Annotated in this window: 13 protein-coding genes; 7 read left to right on the top strand and 6 right to left on the bottom strand. The window is 60.3% G+C overall.

Translation table 11 applies throughout. The features are described 5' to 3' along the window. Positions 1-47: 47 nt before the first annotated feature. Genes pcaF through Tal182_RS27720 form a run of 3 tightly spaced genes read right to left on the bottom strand, consistent with a single transcriptional unit; the run spans position 48 to position 2657 of the window. The gene (gene pcaF, locus Tal182_RS27730; RefSeq protein WP_085861556.1) at positions 48-1253 is read right to left on the bottom strand and encodes a 3-oxoadipyl-CoA thiolase; all 1206 of its coding nucleotides are present in this window, start codon (positions 1251-1253) and stop codon (positions 48-50) included. A gap of 10 nt (positions 1254-1263) precedes the next feature. Then, positions 1264-1953, bottom strand: coding sequence for a CoA transferase subunit B (locus Tal182_RS27725; protein ID WP_085861555.1), 690 nt, complete (start codon positions 1951-1953; stop codon positions 1264-1266). Beyond that, positions 1950-2657: a 3-oxoacid CoA-transferase subunit A gene (locus Tal182_RS27720; protein ID WP_085861554.1), complete on the bottom strand. Its 708-nt coding sequence runs from the start codon at positions 2655-2657 to the stop codon at positions 1950-1952. The genes Tal182_RS27725 and Tal182_RS27720 overlap by 4 nt, the downstream gene beginning before the upstream one ends. A gap of 125 nt (positions 2658-2782) precedes the next feature. Between Tal182_RS27720 and Tal182_RS27715 the strand changes: the two genes are divergently transcribed. Then, a complete protein-coding gene (locus Tal182_RS27715) occupies positions 2783-3541 on the top strand; it encodes an IclR family transcriptional regulator C-terminal domain-containing protein (RefSeq protein WP_064808349.1) in 759 nt (252 codons plus the stop codon). 51 nt (positions 3542-3592) lie between these two features. Here Tal182_RS27715 and Tal182_RS27710 read toward each other — a convergent pair whose 3' ends face one another. The 3 genes from Tal182_RS27710 to Tal182_RS27700 all read right to left on the bottom strand — a co-directional run bounded on the left by Tal182_RS27710 (position 3593) and on the right by Tal182_RS27700 (position 7389). Further along, the gene (locus Tal182_RS27710; RefSeq protein WP_085861553.1) at positions 3593-4684 is read right to left on the bottom strand and encodes an acyltransferase; all 1092 of its coding nucleotides are present in this window, start codon (positions 4682-4684) and stop codon (positions 3593-3595) included. 82 nt (positions 4685-4766) lie between these two features. Further along, positions 4767-6281, bottom strand: coding sequence for a lipopolysaccharide biosynthesis protein (locus Tal182_RS27705; protein WP_085861552.1), 1515 nt, complete (start codon positions 6279-6281; stop codon positions 4767-4769). A 19-nt stretch (positions 6282-6300) separates the two neighbouring features. Next, positions 6301-7389: a polysaccharide pyruvyl transferase family protein gene (locus Tal182_RS27700; protein WP_085861551.1), complete on the bottom strand. Its 1089-nt coding sequence runs from the start codon at positions 7387-7389 to the stop codon at positions 6301-6303. Between the two features lie 337 nt (positions 7390-7726). Between Tal182_RS27700 and Tal182_RS27695 the strand changes: the two genes are divergently transcribed. From Tal182_RS27695 to Tal182_RS27670, 6 genes are all read left to right on the top strand, one after another. After that, complete coding sequence (locus tag Tal182_RS27695) at positions 7727-8797, top strand: acyltransferase (RefSeq protein ID WP_064812151.1); 1071 nt, start codon at positions 7727-7729, stop codon at positions 8795-8797. Between the two features lie 163 nt (positions 8798-8960). Continuing rightward, complete coding sequence (locus Tal182_RS27690; protein ID WP_170965829.1) at positions 8961-9887, top strand: ArsR family transcriptional regulator; 927 nt, start codon at positions 8961-8963, stop codon at positions 9885-9887. Positions 9888-10098: 211 nt separating this feature from the next. Then, entirely contained in the window at positions 10099-11607 is a 1509-nt protein-coding gene (locus Tal182_RS27685; protein WP_085861550.1) for an alpha-N-arabinofuranosidase, read from the top strand. A gap of 177 nt (positions 11608-11784) precedes the next feature. Further along, entirely contained in the window at positions 11785-13689 is a 1905-nt protein-coding gene (locus Tal182_RS27680) for an ABC transporter substrate-binding protein (RefSeq protein ID WP_064823532.1), read from the top strand. A 117-nt stretch (positions 13690-13806) separates the two neighbouring features. Then, complete coding sequence (locus Tal182_RS27675; protein WP_042119874.1) at positions 13807-14811, top strand: ABC transporter permease; 1005 nt, start codon at positions 13807-13809, stop codon at positions 14809-14811. Between the two features lie 3 nt (positions 14812-14814). Beyond that, positions 14815-15672 (top strand): ABC transporter permease, encoded by an 858-nt coding sequence (locus Tal182_RS27670; RefSeq protein WP_064808333.1) that lies wholly within the window; start codon positions 14815-14817, stop codon positions 15670-15672. The last annotated feature ends 1 nt before the right edge of the window (position 15673 follow it).

The following is a 15673-nucleotide window of genomic DNA, read 5'->3' as shown; positions in this document are numbered from 1 at the left end:
GCCGTTTCTATCGAAGCCCGGCACCGGAGGCAACGGGCTGAGCCCTGTCAGACCCTTTCGAGGGCAATGGCGATCCCCTGCCCGACACCGATGCACATGGTCGACAGCGAATAACGTCCGCCGGTTTCGGCAAGTTCCAGCGCCGCCGTGCCGGTGATGCGGGTGCCCGACATCCCAAGCGGATGGCCAAGCGCGATTGCGCCGCCGTTGCGGTTCACCCGTTGATCGGCATCGGCAATGCCGAGCGCCCGCAGCACCGCCAGCCCCTGGCTGGCAAAGGCCTCGTTGAGTTCGATCACGTGGAACTGTTCTTGAGTCATGCCGAGCCGCGCCATCAGCTTGCGCGAGGCCGGGATCGGCCCGATGCCCATCACCCGTGGAGGAACCGCGGCGGCCGCGCCGCCGAGGATGCGGGCGATAGGGGTCAACCCATATTTCCGCGCCGCCGCTTCCGAGGCGACGATCAGCGCCGCCGCTCCGTCATTGACACCGGAGGAGTTGCCCGCCGTCACCGTGCCGCCTTCTTTCTTGAAAGGCGTGGCGAGTTTTGCCAGAGCCTCGATCGTCGTCGCGCGCGGATGCTCGTCCTTGTCGACGACGATGGGATCGCCCTTGCGCTGGGGAATGGTGACCGGAGTGATCTCCTTCGCCAGCCGTCCGCTCGCTTGGGCAGTTGCCGCCTTCGACTGGCTGCGTAGCGCGAAGGCGTCCTGATCGGCGCGGCTGATATGATAGTCCTCGGCGACGTTCTCGCCGGTCTCCGGCATGGAATCGACACCATACTGTTTCTTCATCAGCGGGTTGATAAAGCGCCAGCCGATCGTGGTGTCGTGGATTTCGGCCGCCCGCGAAAAGGCCGTTTCGGCCTTCGGCATGACGAAGGGCGCCCGCGACATGCTCTCGACACCGCCCGCGATCATCAGCTCCGCCTCGCCGGCGCGGATGGCGCGCGCCGCCGTGATCACCGCATCCATGCCGGAGCCGCAGAGCCGGTTGATCGTCGTGCCCGGCACCGCAATCGGCAGCCCGGCGAGCAGCGCCGACATGCGCGCGACGTTGCGGTTGTCCTCGCCCGCCTGGTTGGCGCAGCCGAAGATCACGTCGTCGACCGCTTCCCAGTCGACGCCGCCGTTACGCGCCATCAGCGCCCTCAGCGGGATGGCGCCGAGATCGTCGGCCCGCACCTGGGAAAGCGCGCCGGCGAAGCGGCCGATCGGCGTCCGGATATAGTCGCAGATGAAAGCTTCGGTCATGGCTTTCCCTTCAGAGTTTCGGAACGACGAGATCGGCCACCGGCCCCTCGACGTGCAGTCGCGCCCCGGTCATCGCCTGCAATTCCTCCAGCGACATGGCAGCGAGCTTCTCGCGCAGCAGGAAGCGCCCCTCGACAATGTTGATGACGGCATGGCTGGTATAGACGCGGGTGATGCAGGCCACACCGGTCAGCGGAAACGTGCATTTCTCCACCAGCTTCGGCTCGCCCGTCTTGGTGACATGCTCGGTGATGACGCAGACCTGTTTGGCGCCATGCACCAGGTCCATGGCGCCGCCGACAGCCGGAACGCCCTTGCTGCCGACCCGCCAATTGGCGAGATCCCCATTCTCCGCGACCTGATAGGCGCCGAGGATCGCGACGTCGAGATGGCCGCCGCGCACCATGGCAAAGCTGTCGGCATGGTGGAAGAAGGCCGCACCCGGCTTCAGCGTCACCGCCTTCTTGCCGGCGTTGATCAGATCCCAATCCTCCTCACCTTCGGCGGGCGGCTCGCCAAAATTGAGGATGCCGTTTTCGGTGTGGAAGATCGCCTGACGGCCGGGCGGCTGGTAGCGGGCGACCATTTCGGGAAAGCCGATGCCGAGATTGACATAGGCGCCGTCGGCAATGTCCTGCGCCGCCCGCCAGGCGATCTGCGCATTGGAAAGTTTGATGTCATCCCTGATATCGACGGTCATACGTAGGCCACTCCGGCTCGGATGAGCTCTTCTTCCTGCTGCGGATGCGGGACGGCGACGAGACGGTCGACGAAGATGCCCGGAGTGACCACATGTTCGGGATCGATGCCGCCGGCCGGCACGATCGAGGAGACCTGGGCAATCGTCCTAACCGCCGCCATGCACATCAGCGGATTAAAATTGCGGCCGGCCTTGTTGTAGGTGAGGTTGCCGTGAGTATCGCCGATCGCCGCCTTGATGATCGCGAAATCGGCTTTCAGCCAGCGCTCCTGCACATAGTGGCGGCCGTCGAATTCGGCGATGACCTTGCCCTCGGCCAGTTCGGTGCCATAGCCGGTCGGCGTGTAAAAGGCCGGAATGCCGGCGCCACCCGCGCGGATGCGCTCGGCGAGCGTTCCCTGCGGCACCAGCTCCAGTTCGATCTCGCCGGCGAGATATTTGTCGGTGAAAGCGCGCGGATCGGAGGAGCGCGGGAACGAGCAGATCATTTTCCGGACCAGGCCGGCGTCAATCATTGCGGCGATGCCGATGCGGCCGTTGCCGGCATTGTTGTTGATCACAGTCAAGTTTTTCGGGCCCTTGTCGATCAGGGCATGGATCAGCTCGATCGGCGCACCGGAGCCGCCGAAACCGCCGATCATCACCGTCGCGCCGTCGCCGATCTCGGAGACGGCCGCCGCCGTGCTCGCGATTGTCTTGTCCATAGGGATCTCCTCAGCCTTGGCGTCAGAAATAAAACGCTGCAGGAGCAGCGGCAAGATATTTCGTGCGTTATTTGACATTTGTTCGTATATCGCACAGAATGACTCAAGGATTGGAGACCGGAACCATGCGCGAAAGCGATTTCGTCAGCGGCTTTGCCCGCGGCCTGAAAGTCATCGAAGCCTTCGGCGAGACGCGACAGCGGCTGTCGATCGCGGAAGCCGCCAAGCTGACCGGGCTCGACCGCGCGACCGTGCGCCGCTCGCTGCTGACCCTCGCCGAGCTCGGTTATGCCGATTACGACGGCAAATTCTTCACGCTGACGCCGAAGATATTAAGGCTCGGCCATGCCTATCTCCAGGCAACGCCGCTGCCGGCGCTGTTGCAGCCGCATCTCGATCATCTTTCGGAACAGGCCGGCCAGAGCGCCTCGGCCTCGGTGCTCGACGGCACCGAGATCGTCTATATCGCCCGGGCCGCGCAGCGCCGGGTCATGTCGATCAATCTCACCCCCGGCAGCCGCCTGCCCGCCTATTGCGCCTCGATGGGCCGGGTGCTGCTTGCGGCTCTTTCCGAGACCGAAGCGCGCGCCGTCCTCGCCAGGAGCGAGCTCAAACAGAACACGGCAAAGACCAAAACCGACCCGGAGGAACTGATCGAAGAATTCCGCCGGGTGCGCGCCGAAGGCTACGCCGTCATCGATCAGGAGCTGGAAATCGGCCTCTGCTCGATCGCCGTGCCTGTCGAAAACGACCGCGGCGAAACGATCGCGGCGATCAATATCGGCGCCCCGGCCGCCCTCGTCCCGGCCGCCGAGATGAAGGCGCGTTATCTCAAGCTGCTGAGGGAAACGCAGGCCGCCCTACGGCCGCTGCTGCGACGGTGACAGCAGCTGGAACTGCGCATGCCAGATCACTCGCGGTTGCCTGTGATCGAACTATGCGGCCCGACGCGCCCGTAAAGCCGTGGCTTTGTCTATGAGACGAGCGGTCATGTAAGCGAAACAGACGACTGCGCCCAGAAGCACCAGGAAGGCGGCAGGGCCATTCAGACCAATCGAACCGGCAAGCGGCTTGAAGACGCCGATCACGCCTCGGTGCAGGATGTAGACGGGATAGGAGATGTATCCGATCCACGTCGCCAGCCCTTCTGCCTGGGCGGGCATCTCCAGCAAGAGGCCGAGTGTTACGATGAGCGGCGCCAGGGTAATCGCGAAGATCAGATCGTAGTAAGATCGCAGCAATACCGGAACCGGAGCTACGATGCAGATCAGCAAAAGCAGGCAGGGCGCTAGTGCGACCCAGCCGCGCCTCCACGCCGATACGCCGTTGAACAAACGGCTGATAACCACACCTGCGGTAAATGAGAACATCACTCGGGGCAGTCCACCCACTGCCGAAGGCCACTCCCAGCCGATATTCAACATGCCGTATTTCAGACCGACAAGGACCAAGGACGCCGCCGAGACGAGCGCAACGGCGCAGAGGGCGCGGACGGAGAGCTGGAAGAGCCACAATGCGAAGACGATATTGACCAGCAATTCCCAGAACATCGACCAGGCCGGGCCGTTGATCGGAAACATCCCTTGCATCGGATGCGCTTGAAGAAAATACATCGGGCTCGGCAGAACGAAGGTGTTTGTCGCCGTCGACACCAGCAGATCGACCGCGCTTTGGGCGCGCAGTCCCCAGCTCGTCAACAGAATGATCTGCACGAGGCCAACCAAGATCCCGATCAGATAAAGCGGATACAGGCGTTTGATGCGGGCCCTCATGAATGACTGGAACGGCAGGCCGCGCGACAGCCTTCGTCCGTAAATGTCGGCGATAATGAAGCCGCTCAGAACGAAGAAAAAGTCGACCGCCAGATAAGCCGATGGCGCATATCTCTCCTGGAAGTGCGTGGCGACAACACAAATGGCGGCAAAGCCGCGCATGGCATCGAGCGTATAGTAGCGGCTGCGGCCGCTTGTCGATACATCTGCCCGGTGAAGCTGATGTGACGGATAATCGCGTTCGAGATCGGTCATCTTGTCGATTATCCTATGCGCTTGCGGCAGAAGGCCGTTTGGGTTGAGAGACGGGCGGCGAAACAATCCGCCGCGCTGGAAATCACACAGGGGTGGCCACTGCGCCCCTGTTGCCCTTGCGCTGCCGAGCCTGCTTGATGCTGCCGATCAACACATTCAGGCGCGCCCTGCACAGCAAGAATATCAGGCTGCAGTAAGCGATCCCGCCTGCAAGGGCTTCTATAGCCAGACGTGCGTAGGGCGACCAATGAAGCAACAGTTCGTGCAGCAGCAAAACGACAGCCACCATCGCTGCACTCGCCGTTGTCGGCCGCAGGAACTGCGCCAAATATGCCGGCACACTCAGCTCTATATGCTGCGACACCTTCCAGCTGGTGATCGGCCAGAACAGCAGAACTTCGATCATGATCGCAAACACGATTGTCGTCACGCCGTAGGGGTAAAGAACTGCGATGGTCAGAAGCGTGAGAACGTTTCGAGCCAGCTGGTAGTAAAACCACCAATCCATCTCTCCCTGGCTTTTTATCAGGGATGCCTGCACGTAGCCGATGCCAGCCATCAAGCCAATCACGCAGTAGAACCGAACCGGCCAAACCGCCTCGATCCAGTGCGCCCCGAAAATCGTCGTGATCGCATCATCGGCAACTGCCGCAAGCCCGATGAAGACGGGGTAGGAAACCAGAGCACAGCCAAACGTCGCCATCAGGAATGCTTCCCGGACTTTCTTCGGATCGGCCCGCAGTGAAGACAGCAGCACGTGCGTCACCGACGTCAGGCCGCCGGCGATGACGTTGTTGATCATGTCAAACAGGCGCTTGGAAAAGTTATAGATACCGAGCGCCGATGGGCTCAGGAGCACGCCGATGAGCAAGTTGTCCAGGCTCATCGTCTGTAAAAAGCGGGTGCCGGATGCAAAGAAACCATAGTGAAGCAGATCATTGAGGCTCGCTCTCTTTATTTTCAGGCCGGGAATCCAACCCGCACCCCAGAAAGCGGCGCCGCACGATGCCGCTGTGGCGGCGATCTGGGCAATGGCAAGCCCCCACAAGCCGAAACCGGCGAGAACCAGAACAAGGCAAAGGCAAGCAGACGTGACGGTCGCGATGACTGTGCGGACGGCCACCAGATGGAAGGACATTTTCCTGTTGACGATCGCATTCGGAACGACGGCGGTGAAGTCGAAGAATACCTTCAATCCCATGATGTAAATGAGATAGGTGACCTCCTTATGTCCGACATAGGCCGCGATCGACGAAGCGGCCAGGCATAAGGCGCCGTAGACCAGGAACGAAAAGCCGAGCGAAAGCAGGAATATCGTATCGAGGTGGCTGCGCCTGATCTCGGCTCTCTGGATGATCGCTTCGCCAAAGGCAGTCGGCCCGAAACTCGCTGCAAACGAGACGATGCTGAAGGACAGCGCGACAAGACCGAAGTCCTGAGGCTGGAGAATACGAGACGTGACCACAAAAACAGCGAAGGTCAGGACCGTCGGAATTAGGGTACTGAGTGCCGACCAGAAGGCACCCGTTACGGCTGCGGCGGACCGGTTCTCACTGACATGGCTGAAGAGAATATCGTCGTCTTGCAAAACCGCCAAACTGAGCTCCTACCGATAATCAGACTATGGAAGGTTGAGGGACCAGATCGGGGGCGGGAATACCGGGACCGACAGTCATGGGCCGGCTCGACTTGTACCAGGTGCCGCCGATCTCATAGGGCAGGCGAGACATTGCTGCGAAAATCTCGCCGGCATTCGTTGCTGTCTCCACCAGAGGGCTATCGCCCGTCCGGCTGTTGATGAAGGCGTGCAGACTGCTTGCCTCCCTCGCAACCGCGATATGCGGCTTATTGAGCAACAGACAGAGAATATGACCGTGTAAATGGTTGGTAATGATCCGCTCTGCGCCGGACAGGATCCGCACGCCGTAATCGACATACCGACGGGCGACATCCTCGCGGTGCTGGGCCAGCATTGCCGCGCGGCTCAATCCATGCCGCAGCGCTGAGCTGACGATGCTCGACATGCGCAAGCGCGACAAACTGGCGGGACCATTGATCCAATTGGTCAGAGGTCCGTCAACAATCGAGCGCGCTTTCGCTATATCGACATTGTCGTCCTCGCCAAGAGGCTGCATGACATACAACACCCTCAGAGGGTCGGCGTCGAAGGGCTTCAGCGTCTCGATACCGAATGCCGTGTCCGGGCCCGCCCCGACATCACAGTCGAAGTTCGCCCTTGCCAGTTCGAAGCTCTGGTCATCGCGCGTCAGGCAGAAGAAGTTGCGATGCCTGCCAATCGTGCGTTTGGCGTATTCCTTGAGCGACTCGTTGGCGAAGTGAATCCTCTGCGGCATCTGGATGATCGTCCGATCCGGATATTTCCACATCAATCGGCAGCGAAGATCATCCCTGCCCGCCCGCAAATCCCCAAAATCACTCCACCCGCAAATGAAAATTGGAGCATCGGCCGGCGTTTTCTTTATCTCGTCTATATTGTGGGATGCACCGCAAACAAGCGCCGGCATCCTGCCCGTTACTTGCTTCAATACCTGCGACAACCCAAGCCAACTTGCATGATGCCCCGGATCTTTATTCGACGGAAAGTCCATTATAATGTAAGGCTGTCCGGTATTTACGAACTTCCTTACTATCTCAATCAACTTTTCTTTTTGTCTCTGTATTACAACTTCGCCGAGGTGATGCATCAATACAACTTGATTCTCTAAATTCTATCAGATGACCTATATCCATCAGATGCATGAGTCAATTGGACTTCGGCGCGACATAGAATCGCACCAGATTTACATTACTTTTTCGTAATGTTAGACATGCTGGATTTTCGGAGATGACTTCGTTCTAGCGCTCACTCCGATAGATCTGAGGCGGTGGGCCACGGCTCATCGGGTCGTTGTGCCGAGCGCACTGTTGTCAGAGGCGCAGTTGGGCAGATCGGAGAAAGTCTGGACTTGAGCCATTTTCACAACGGCTCGTTCAAAACTCGCCTTAATGGCGTGTCAAACTTTAGAGGTGCGGGAGGCTCGCATGCACGGGGGAGATGGCAAGAAGGCATTTTACCCGAACTTCAACATGATCAGGCTCGTCGCAGCCTCGACGGTGATCTTCTCGCATGCCTTCCTTATCGTGGAAAAGACCTCGGCGAACGAGCCCTTCGAGCGGTTGTTCGGAGAGGGTAATATCCTCGGCCTATTCGGCGTCTATGTGTTTTTCATCACCAGCGGCTTCCTCGTCACGCAGAGCGCGCAGTTCGGCAGCGCGGGTGGTTTTCTCTGGCGGCGGGCGCTGAGGATATACCCGGCGTTCATCGTCTGCACCCTGCTCAGCGTCTACGTCCTGGGCGCCCTGTTCAGCCCGTTGGGCGTCAGCGGCTACTTGCTGAAATCGCTTCATCTGAAGACGACGTTGCATTCGCTGCTCGACCCGAACTTTGGCATGACCCTGCCGCATGTGCAGTTTTATGATCCGGCAATCTCCTGGCTCGCCACCTCCGTCAACGGCTCTCTCTGGACGATCGGGCAGGAAATCTTCTGCTACCTGATCGTCGCGGGATTGATGGCAATCGGGCTTCTGCGAGCGCCGCTGATGGCACTTGCCGTCGCCGTGGGCGTGACATGGCAGCTTTTCTTCGATCATCCGTGGCCAAACATACGCTTCCTGACGGATTTCACCTTTATCGCTCCCTATTTCTTCTGCGGTTCGCTTCTCTGGTTCGTGATGGAAAAGCGGCAGCCCAGCATTGTCCTGGCATTGGTCTTCGCGGCGCTCGGCGTGCTCTTCCTCGTCTTCTGGCCCGGCTATCTTTACGGCCGCATGTTGTTCGCCTATCCGCTTGTCTACATCGCGACCTCGCCCTCCATTCGCCTGCCGACTCTCGAACGATTGGGCGACGTCTCCTACGGGACCTATCTCTATGGCTGGCCAGTGGAGCAGGTGATGAACCATGCCCTCGGCCAGTACAGCACGTGGTGGGCGGTCTTTGCCCTTTCGCTGCCGACATCGTGGTTGCTCGGCTGGCTTTCATGGCATCTCCTGGAAAAGCGTGCGCTGCGCCTGAAGCGCATCTCGCTCCTGCAGCGACAGCCTGTCAGCCCTTGAGAAAAGCTGGCCGACCCACAGTTCGCAGCGACGTCTGACGCTCTTGATTGTCGCAGCCGGACCTTGGCGCGTGATTGTTCTCGCTTAGCGCATCATTCCGACCTACTCCACTTGATGCATCATAATTTCCGATATACATCATTCTATCGGAAACTATGGGGAAATGATGGAACGTTCGTTTTTAACGATCGCCGCCGGCGAGAATAGTGAGGCCATTCGGGCGCTTTCGGCGCCGGCGCGGATCGAGATATTGAAGCTGCTCTGCGCCAAGGGGCCGCTCAATATCAACGATATCGCCCAGGCGCTTTCTCTGCCGCAATCGACCGTCGCCACCGGGATCCAGATCCTGGAAGATGCCGGACTCGTCGATTCCCGGCTGGCCAAGGCGCGCAAGGGCAATCAGAAGATCTGCTCGGCGGTCTATAGCGAAATCCTGATCAGCTTCGAGGAAAGTGCGGCGCAGCGGGCCAACAATATCATCGAGGTCGAGATGCCGGTCGGGCTCTATACGAGCTGCGATGTGCATGCGCCCTGCGGTCTCTGCTCGACCGAGAGCGTCATTGGACCGCTCGATGTGCCGGACTATTTTCTCGATCCGCAGCGCATGCAGGCCGGGCTGGTGTGGTTTGGCCGCGGTTATGTCGAATATAAATTCCCCAACAATGCCAAGGTGTTGAACAAGGATATTCGCGCTATCGAATTTTCGCTGGAGCTGTCATCCGAAGTGCCCGGCACCAATCCGGACTGGCCGTCCGACATCACGCTCTGGGTCAACGGCATGGCGATCGGCACCTGGACCTCGCCCGGCGATTACGGCGACAAGCGCGGCGCCTTCACGCCGGCCTGGTGGAAGCTCGAAGGTTCGCAATACGGGACGATGAAGACCTGGCGGATCTCGACGCGCGGCACCTTTATCGACGGTATCGCCGCATCGAATATCACGCTCAGCGATCTGGCGCTCGGCCAGCATTCCTCAATCCGGCTGCGCGTCGGCATCGCCGAGAATGCCGGCCACACCGGCGGCGTCAATATTTTCGGCCGCGGCTTCGGCAATCACGGCCGCGACATCACCATGCGGCTGCATGTCTGAAACGATAATATCGGATATCCTGATTTAAAAGTCGCATTTATTTCGTGTTTCAGCAGCCGCTAAACTTATTCAAATTACTGAAATTAAACGGTTTTTCTCGACTTATGCATTAGTATGATTAAATCCGCCTTTTGGTTGACATCCCGACATTCCTGATATCAAGTTAAAGGCACGAAAACAAAATTCCTGATACATAAACGGGGAGGATCCGTTGAAGACGAATGTCGTTGCCCACCGCGATTTCCGCATCGCGACCATTGACGCCAGGCTCTACAGCTCGTTTCTCGAGCATCTCGGCAGAGCGATCTACGGCGGCATCTATGAGCCCGGACATCCCACAGCCGATGAAGACGGCTTCCGCCGCGACGTGCTCGATCTGGTGCGTGAGCTCGATACGCCCTACTGCCGGTATCCCGGCGGCAACTTCGTCTCGGCCTATAATTGGGAAGACGGCGTCGGCCCGCGCTCGGAGCGCCCGGTTCGCCTCGACCTCGCCTGGCGCACCCGCGAAGCCAACCAGGTCGGCGTCAACGAATTCGTCGACTGGTGCAAGAAGGCCAATACCAAGCCGATGCTCGCCGTCAATCTCGGCTCGCGCGGCCTCGATGCCGCCCGCAATTTCCTGGAATATTGCAATCATCCCGGCGGCACCTACTGGTCGGACCTGCGCCGCAAACACGGCTGGTCCAATCCTCATGATGTCAAACTCTGGTGCCTCGGCAACGAGATGGACGGCCCCTGGCAGGTCGGCCACAAATCGGCCTATGAATATGGCCGGCTGGCCGACGAGACGGCGAAAGCCATGCGCGGCTTCGACAAGTCGCTCGAACTCGTCGTCTGCGGCTCGTCGAATTCCGACATGAAGACCTATCCGCAGTGGGAGGCCGAGGTTCTCGACCAGTGCTATGACAGCGCCGACTACATCTCGCTGCATATGTATTTCGCCAACCGCGAAAAGAACACGCTGAACTACCTCGCCCGGGCGACCAAGCTCGACCGCTACATCACCACGATCGGCGGCGTGATCGACTACATCAAGGCGAAGAAGCGCTCGAAGAAGACGATCGGCATTTCCTTCGACGAATGGAACGTCTGGTATCATTCCAACCAGCAGGACAAGGAGATCCTGGCGCGCGACGAATGGCCGGATGCGCCGCATCTGCTCGAGGATGTCTATAATTTCGAGGACGTGCTGCAGGTCGGCGGCATCCTCAACACCTTCATCCGCCGCTCCGACCGGGTGCGCATCGCCTGCATCGCCCAGCTCGTCAACGTCATCGCCCCGATCATGACCGAAGATGGTGGTGCGGCCTGGCGCCAGACGATCTATTATCCCTTCTACTACGCCTCGCGATATGGCCGCGGATCGGCCCTGCAGCTCGTCGTCGACGGCCCGAGCTATGACAGCGACGAGGAGAACGAGGTTCCCTATCTCGACGTCTCGGCCGTGCATTCCGAGGATGGCCGGTCGCTGACCTTCTTCGCCGTCAACCGCCATCCCGATACGGCGCTTGATCTCGACGTGCGACTGGAAGGTTTCGGCGGCGCCCGGCTGATCGAGCAGGTGGAGATGACCCATGGCGATCTCGACGCCGTCAACACGGCGCGGCGGCCGGAGACGGTCGCTCCGGTGCAGGTCGAGAGCGCCAAGATCGAAGACGGACGGGTGCGGGCGGCGCTGAAGCCGCTCTCCTACAACGTCATCCGGCTGTCGGTGTGACAGTCGCCGCCGGGTAAAGACCCGGCTAGAAAATCGGCTCCCTGCGAGGAGGCAGGCAGCCGGAGGATGGTTCGCCGAAGCGCAAGGTCCACAAGCCCGCTTCTGCGAACCGACAACCGCGACATGCCCATGCGTGCCCCAGCGGCCGCCGCATCGTCGCTTACAAGGGAGGAGTTCATGCAAAAGTGGAAGAGGTTTGCCTTCGGCTTCGTGCTGGCCACGCTCGGTATGACGGCCGTCGCCACCGCCGAAGATTATACTTCCTTGCCGCGCAAGGAGACGCTCATCGTTGAAAATCCGGAAGGGACGATCAAGAATCCCGGCTGGTTCAACATCTGGGTCAATGGCGGCGGCGGGGTTTCGACCGGCCTGCAGCAACTGACCATGGATACGCTCTGGTATATCGACCCCGAACAGGGGCTTGGCGGCGCGGCCTGGGACAATTCGCTCGCCGCCGACAAGCCGCAATATAATGCCGACTTCACCGAAATGACCGTGAAACTGCGCAAGGGGCTCTACTGGAGCGACGGCGTGGAATTCACCGCTGATGACGTGGTCTATACCGTCAAGACGCAGATGGATCATCCCGGCATGGTCTGGAGTGCGGCCTTCTCGGTGCAGGTGGCAAGTGTGGAGGCGACCGATCCGCAGACCGTCGTGTTCAAGCTGAAGAAGCCGAATTCGCGCTTCCATGCGATCTTCACCGTGCGCTGGAACGGCGCCTGGATCATGCCGAAGCATGTGTTCGAGAAGGTCGAAGATCCGTTGCGCTATGACTTCGCCAATCCCGTTTCGCTCGGCGCCTACAAGCTGAAGGCCTACGACCCGCAGGGCAAATGGTATACCTGGGAGAAGCGCGACGACTGGCAGCGCACCTCGCTTGCCCGCTTCGGCGAGCCGGCCCCGAAATACGTGACCTACACCGATCCCGGCCCGCCGGATAAGCGCACGATCGCCCAGCTCGAGCACAATCTCGATATCATCCACGACAACACGCCGGAGGGCATGTTCACCCTCAAGGAGAAGTCGAAGACCATCGACACCTGGTTCCCCGGCTTCCCCTTCGCCCATCCGGACCCGACGCTGCCGGCCGTGATCTTCAACACCCAGGAAGCGCCCTTCGACAATGCCGATGTGCGCTGGGCGCTGGCCCTCCTGATCGACATCAAGGCCGTCGACATGGCGAGCTATCGCGGCGCGGCGACGCTCTCGGCACTCGGCGTGCCGCCGACAGCGGCGACGATGAAAGACTATCAGGCGCCGATGCAGGACTGGCTGAAGGATTTCGAAATCGATACCGGCAAGAGCAAGATCAAGCCCTATGACCCGACGGTCGGGCAGCAGATCGCCGATATCCTGCGCAAGCAGCCGAAGTTCAAGGACCAGATCCCGACCGATCCGCAGGCGATCAGCGGTGCCTTCGGCTACGGCTGGTGGAAACCGAACCCGAAAGCGGCCGGCGAACTGCTGGAAAAAGCAGGCTTCAAGAAGTCAGGCGGCAAATGGCTGACCCCCGACGGCCAGCCCTTCAAGATCCGGATGACGGTCGAAGGCGACACACGCTCGGTCTTCACCCGCGCCGGCACGCTGATTGCCCAGCAATGGGCGGCCTTCGGTATCGACGCGAAAGCCGTGCCGGCCGCGAAGCTGTGGCAGACGGCGCTGCAGCCCGGCGATTTCCAGGTGGCGATCGCCTGGAGCGTCGAAACCTGGGGCGGCGATCCCGACCTGTCCTTCTTCCTCGACAGCTGGCATTCGCAGTTCGTCGCCAAGAAGGGTGAGGTTCAGCCGCCGCGCAACTGGCAGCGCTGGTCCAATCCGGAGCTCGACAAGATCATCGAGAGCATCCGCGGCATCAGCGCCGACGATCCCAAGGGCATGGAGCTCGGCAAGGATTATCTGAAGCTGGTCGCCAAAGAAATGCCGACGATCCCGCTGATGTCCTATAACGTCTTCACCTCGATGGATACGACCTATTGGACCGGCTATCCCACCATCAAGGACCCCTATACGGATCCGGTGCCGAACTGGGCGAACTCCAGGCTGATGATGGTCAAGCTGAAGCCGGCCCAATCGCAATAACCCTCCCAATGCCGGCGCGGCAGCCATCGCGCCGGCCCCCTCATCGACGGGCATGAGCCCCAACTGCCATGCTCGTCGATCCTTTCAAGAAGGGAAGCAGAGAGGAAGCTCCGCCTTATGACGCCCTATCTGATCTTTGTGCTGAAGCGGTTTGGTCAGTTCCTGCTCGTCGTCTTTCTCGGCGTGACGATCACCTTCTTCGTCACCCACCTGACCCCGATCGACCCGGTCGAAGAAAGCATAGGCGCCATCACCCAGATGGGTCAGTCCGATCCCAATGCGATCGAGCTGATGCGCCAGTCGCTGCGCGAACTCTACGGCATGCAGGGCTCGATCTGGCAGCAATATCTGCATTTCTGGCTGCGGCTGGCGACCGGCGATCTCGGCCCCTCGCTCTCGGCCTTCCCGACCCCCGTTTCGACAATCATCCTGCGCTCGCTGCCCTGGACGATCGGGCTGATGACGGTGTCGACGCTGATCACCTTCGTGCTCGGCAATGCGATCGGCGCGCTCGCCGGCTATTACCGCAAGGACATGGTGCTGAAGGCCGTCAGCCTGGTCTTCATCGCGATGCTGCCCATTCCCTATTACATCCTCGCCTTCGTGCTGCTCATCGTCTTCGGCTTCATCTGGCCGGTGCTGCCGATCAATGGCGGCTATGAGATGAACGCCAATCTGGACCTCTCCTTTGCTCTGGTCACCGACATCCTCAAACACTCCATCCTGCCGGCCCTTTCGCTGATCCTGGTCGGCGCCGGCAGCTGGCTGATCGGCATGCGGGCGCTGGTTTCCAACATCATCACCGACGATTACGTCGTCTTCGCCGAGCTCGGCGGCGTGCCGAAGGGCAAGATCCTGCGCTCCTACATCGCCCGCAATGCCATGGTGCCGCAATTCACCGGGCTTGCCATGTCGCTCGGCGCGATTTTCAACGGCACCGTCATCACCGAGATCGTCTTCGGCTATCCCGGCATCGGCAATCTGCTGATCGAAGCGGTGCATGCCGGCGACTACAGCCTGGTGCTCGGCCTCAGCGCGCTGTCGATCGTCGGCGTTGCTGCCGCCGTCTTCATCATCGACGTGCTGAGCCCGCTGATCGATCCGCGCATCAAGGTGGAATAGGCCATGTTTACCATCATCCGCGACCTCGCCCGCCAGAATATGGAATTCCTCTGCGGCCTGCTGCTCTTTGCCGTCATCGTCGGGCTGGTGATCCTGTCCTATTTCTCGCCCTATGGCGCCACCGACATCTATCTCCTGCCGCCCGACATGCCGCCGGACGGCGAATATTGGCTCGGCACGACCTCGCGCGGCCAGGATGTGTTCTGGCAGCTGACGATCGGGTTGCGCAACACGCTCTATTTCGGCATCGGCGTCGCCTTTCTCTCGCGCATCATCTCGCTGGTTGTCGGGCTGGTCGCCGGTTATGCCGGCGGCGCTGTCGACCGGGTGCTGATGGCGATCAACGACAGCGTCATGGTCATCCCGCAATTTCCGCTGCTGATCCTTTTCTATTTCGTGCTGAAGGACAACATGACCTGGGTGGCGCTGATCGTCATCATGGCCTCGCTCGGCTGGTCCTATGATGCGCGTCTCATCCGCTCGGTGGCGCTCGGCCTGAAGAGCCGGCCGTTCACCACCCAGAGCGTCTATTCAGGCATGACGATGCGCAAGATCCTCGTCGAGGAGCACCTGCCCTATGTGCTGCCGATCGTCTTCGCCACGACGATGAACAACATGATCTGGTCGATCGGCATGGAGATCACGCTTTCGGTGCTCGGTTTCACCGATATCGAGACGCCGACCATGGGCATGATGATCTACTGGGCCAATGCGCATTCGGCGCTGATCTCGGGCATCTGGTGGTGGGTGGCCGCCCCCGTCGCCGTCATCGTCATTCTCTTCCTGGCGCTCTTCCTGCTGTCCATGTCGATGAACGAATACAATGATCCGCGCAGCCGGCTGAACCGGATGGGAAGTTAGC

The sequence above is a fragment of the Rhizobium sp. TAL182 genome (genome assembly GCF_002117725.1).
GTDB classification, from domain to species: Bacteria; Pseudomonadota; Alphaproteobacteria; order Rhizobiales; family Rhizobiaceae; genus Rhizobium; species Rhizobium esperanzae.
Note: the sequence above shows the minus strand (reverse complement) of the source record. Positions and strands in the feature narration are given on the sequence as shown.

Bases quoted from the DNA above. Each gene is read 5' to 3' on its own strand.
- Tal182_RS27695 (WP_064812151.1), top strand. From the start codon at position 7,727: ATGCACGGGGGAGATGGCAAGAAGGCATTTTACCCGAACTTCAACATG.
- Tal182_RS27680 (WP_064823532.1), top strand. From the start codon at position 11,785: ATGCAAAAGTGGAAGAGGTTTGCCTTCGGCTTCGTGCTGGCCACGCTC.
- Tal182_RS27690 (WP_170965829.1), top strand. From the start codon at position 8,961: ATGATGGAACGTTCGTTTTTAACGATCGCCGCCGGCGAGAATAGTGAG.
- Tal182_RS27700 (WP_085861551.1), bottom strand. From the start codon at position 7,389: ATGCATCACCTCGGCGAAGTTGTAATACAGAGACAAAAAGAAAAGTTG.
- Tal182_RS27720 (WP_085861554.1), bottom strand. From the start codon at position 2,657: ATGGACAAGACAATCGCGAGCACGGCGGCGGCCGTCTCCGAGATCGGC.
- Tal182_RS27725 (WP_085861555.1), bottom strand. From the start codon at position 1,953: ATGACCGTCGATATCAGGGATGACATCAAACTTTCCAATGCGCAGATC.
- Tal182_RS27715 (WP_064808349.1), top strand. From the start codon at position 2,783: ATGCGCGAAAGCGATTTCGTCAGCGGCTTTGCCCGCGGCCTGAAAGTC.
- Tal182_RS27670 (WP_064808333.1), top strand. From the start codon at position 14,815: ATGTTTACCATCATCCGCGACCTCGCCCGCCAGAATATGGAATTCCTC.
- Tal182_RS27675 (WP_042119874.1), top strand. From the start codon at position 13,807: ATGACGCCCTATCTGATCTTTGTGCTGAAGCGGTTTGGTCAGTTCCTG.
- pcaF (WP_085861556.1), bottom strand. From the start codon at position 1,253: ATGACCGAAGCTTTCATCTGCGACTATATCCGGACGCCGATCGGCCGC.
- Tal182_RS27710 (WP_085861553.1), bottom strand. From the start codon at position 4,684: ATGACCGATCTCGAACGCGATTATCCGTCACATCAGCTTCACCGGGCA.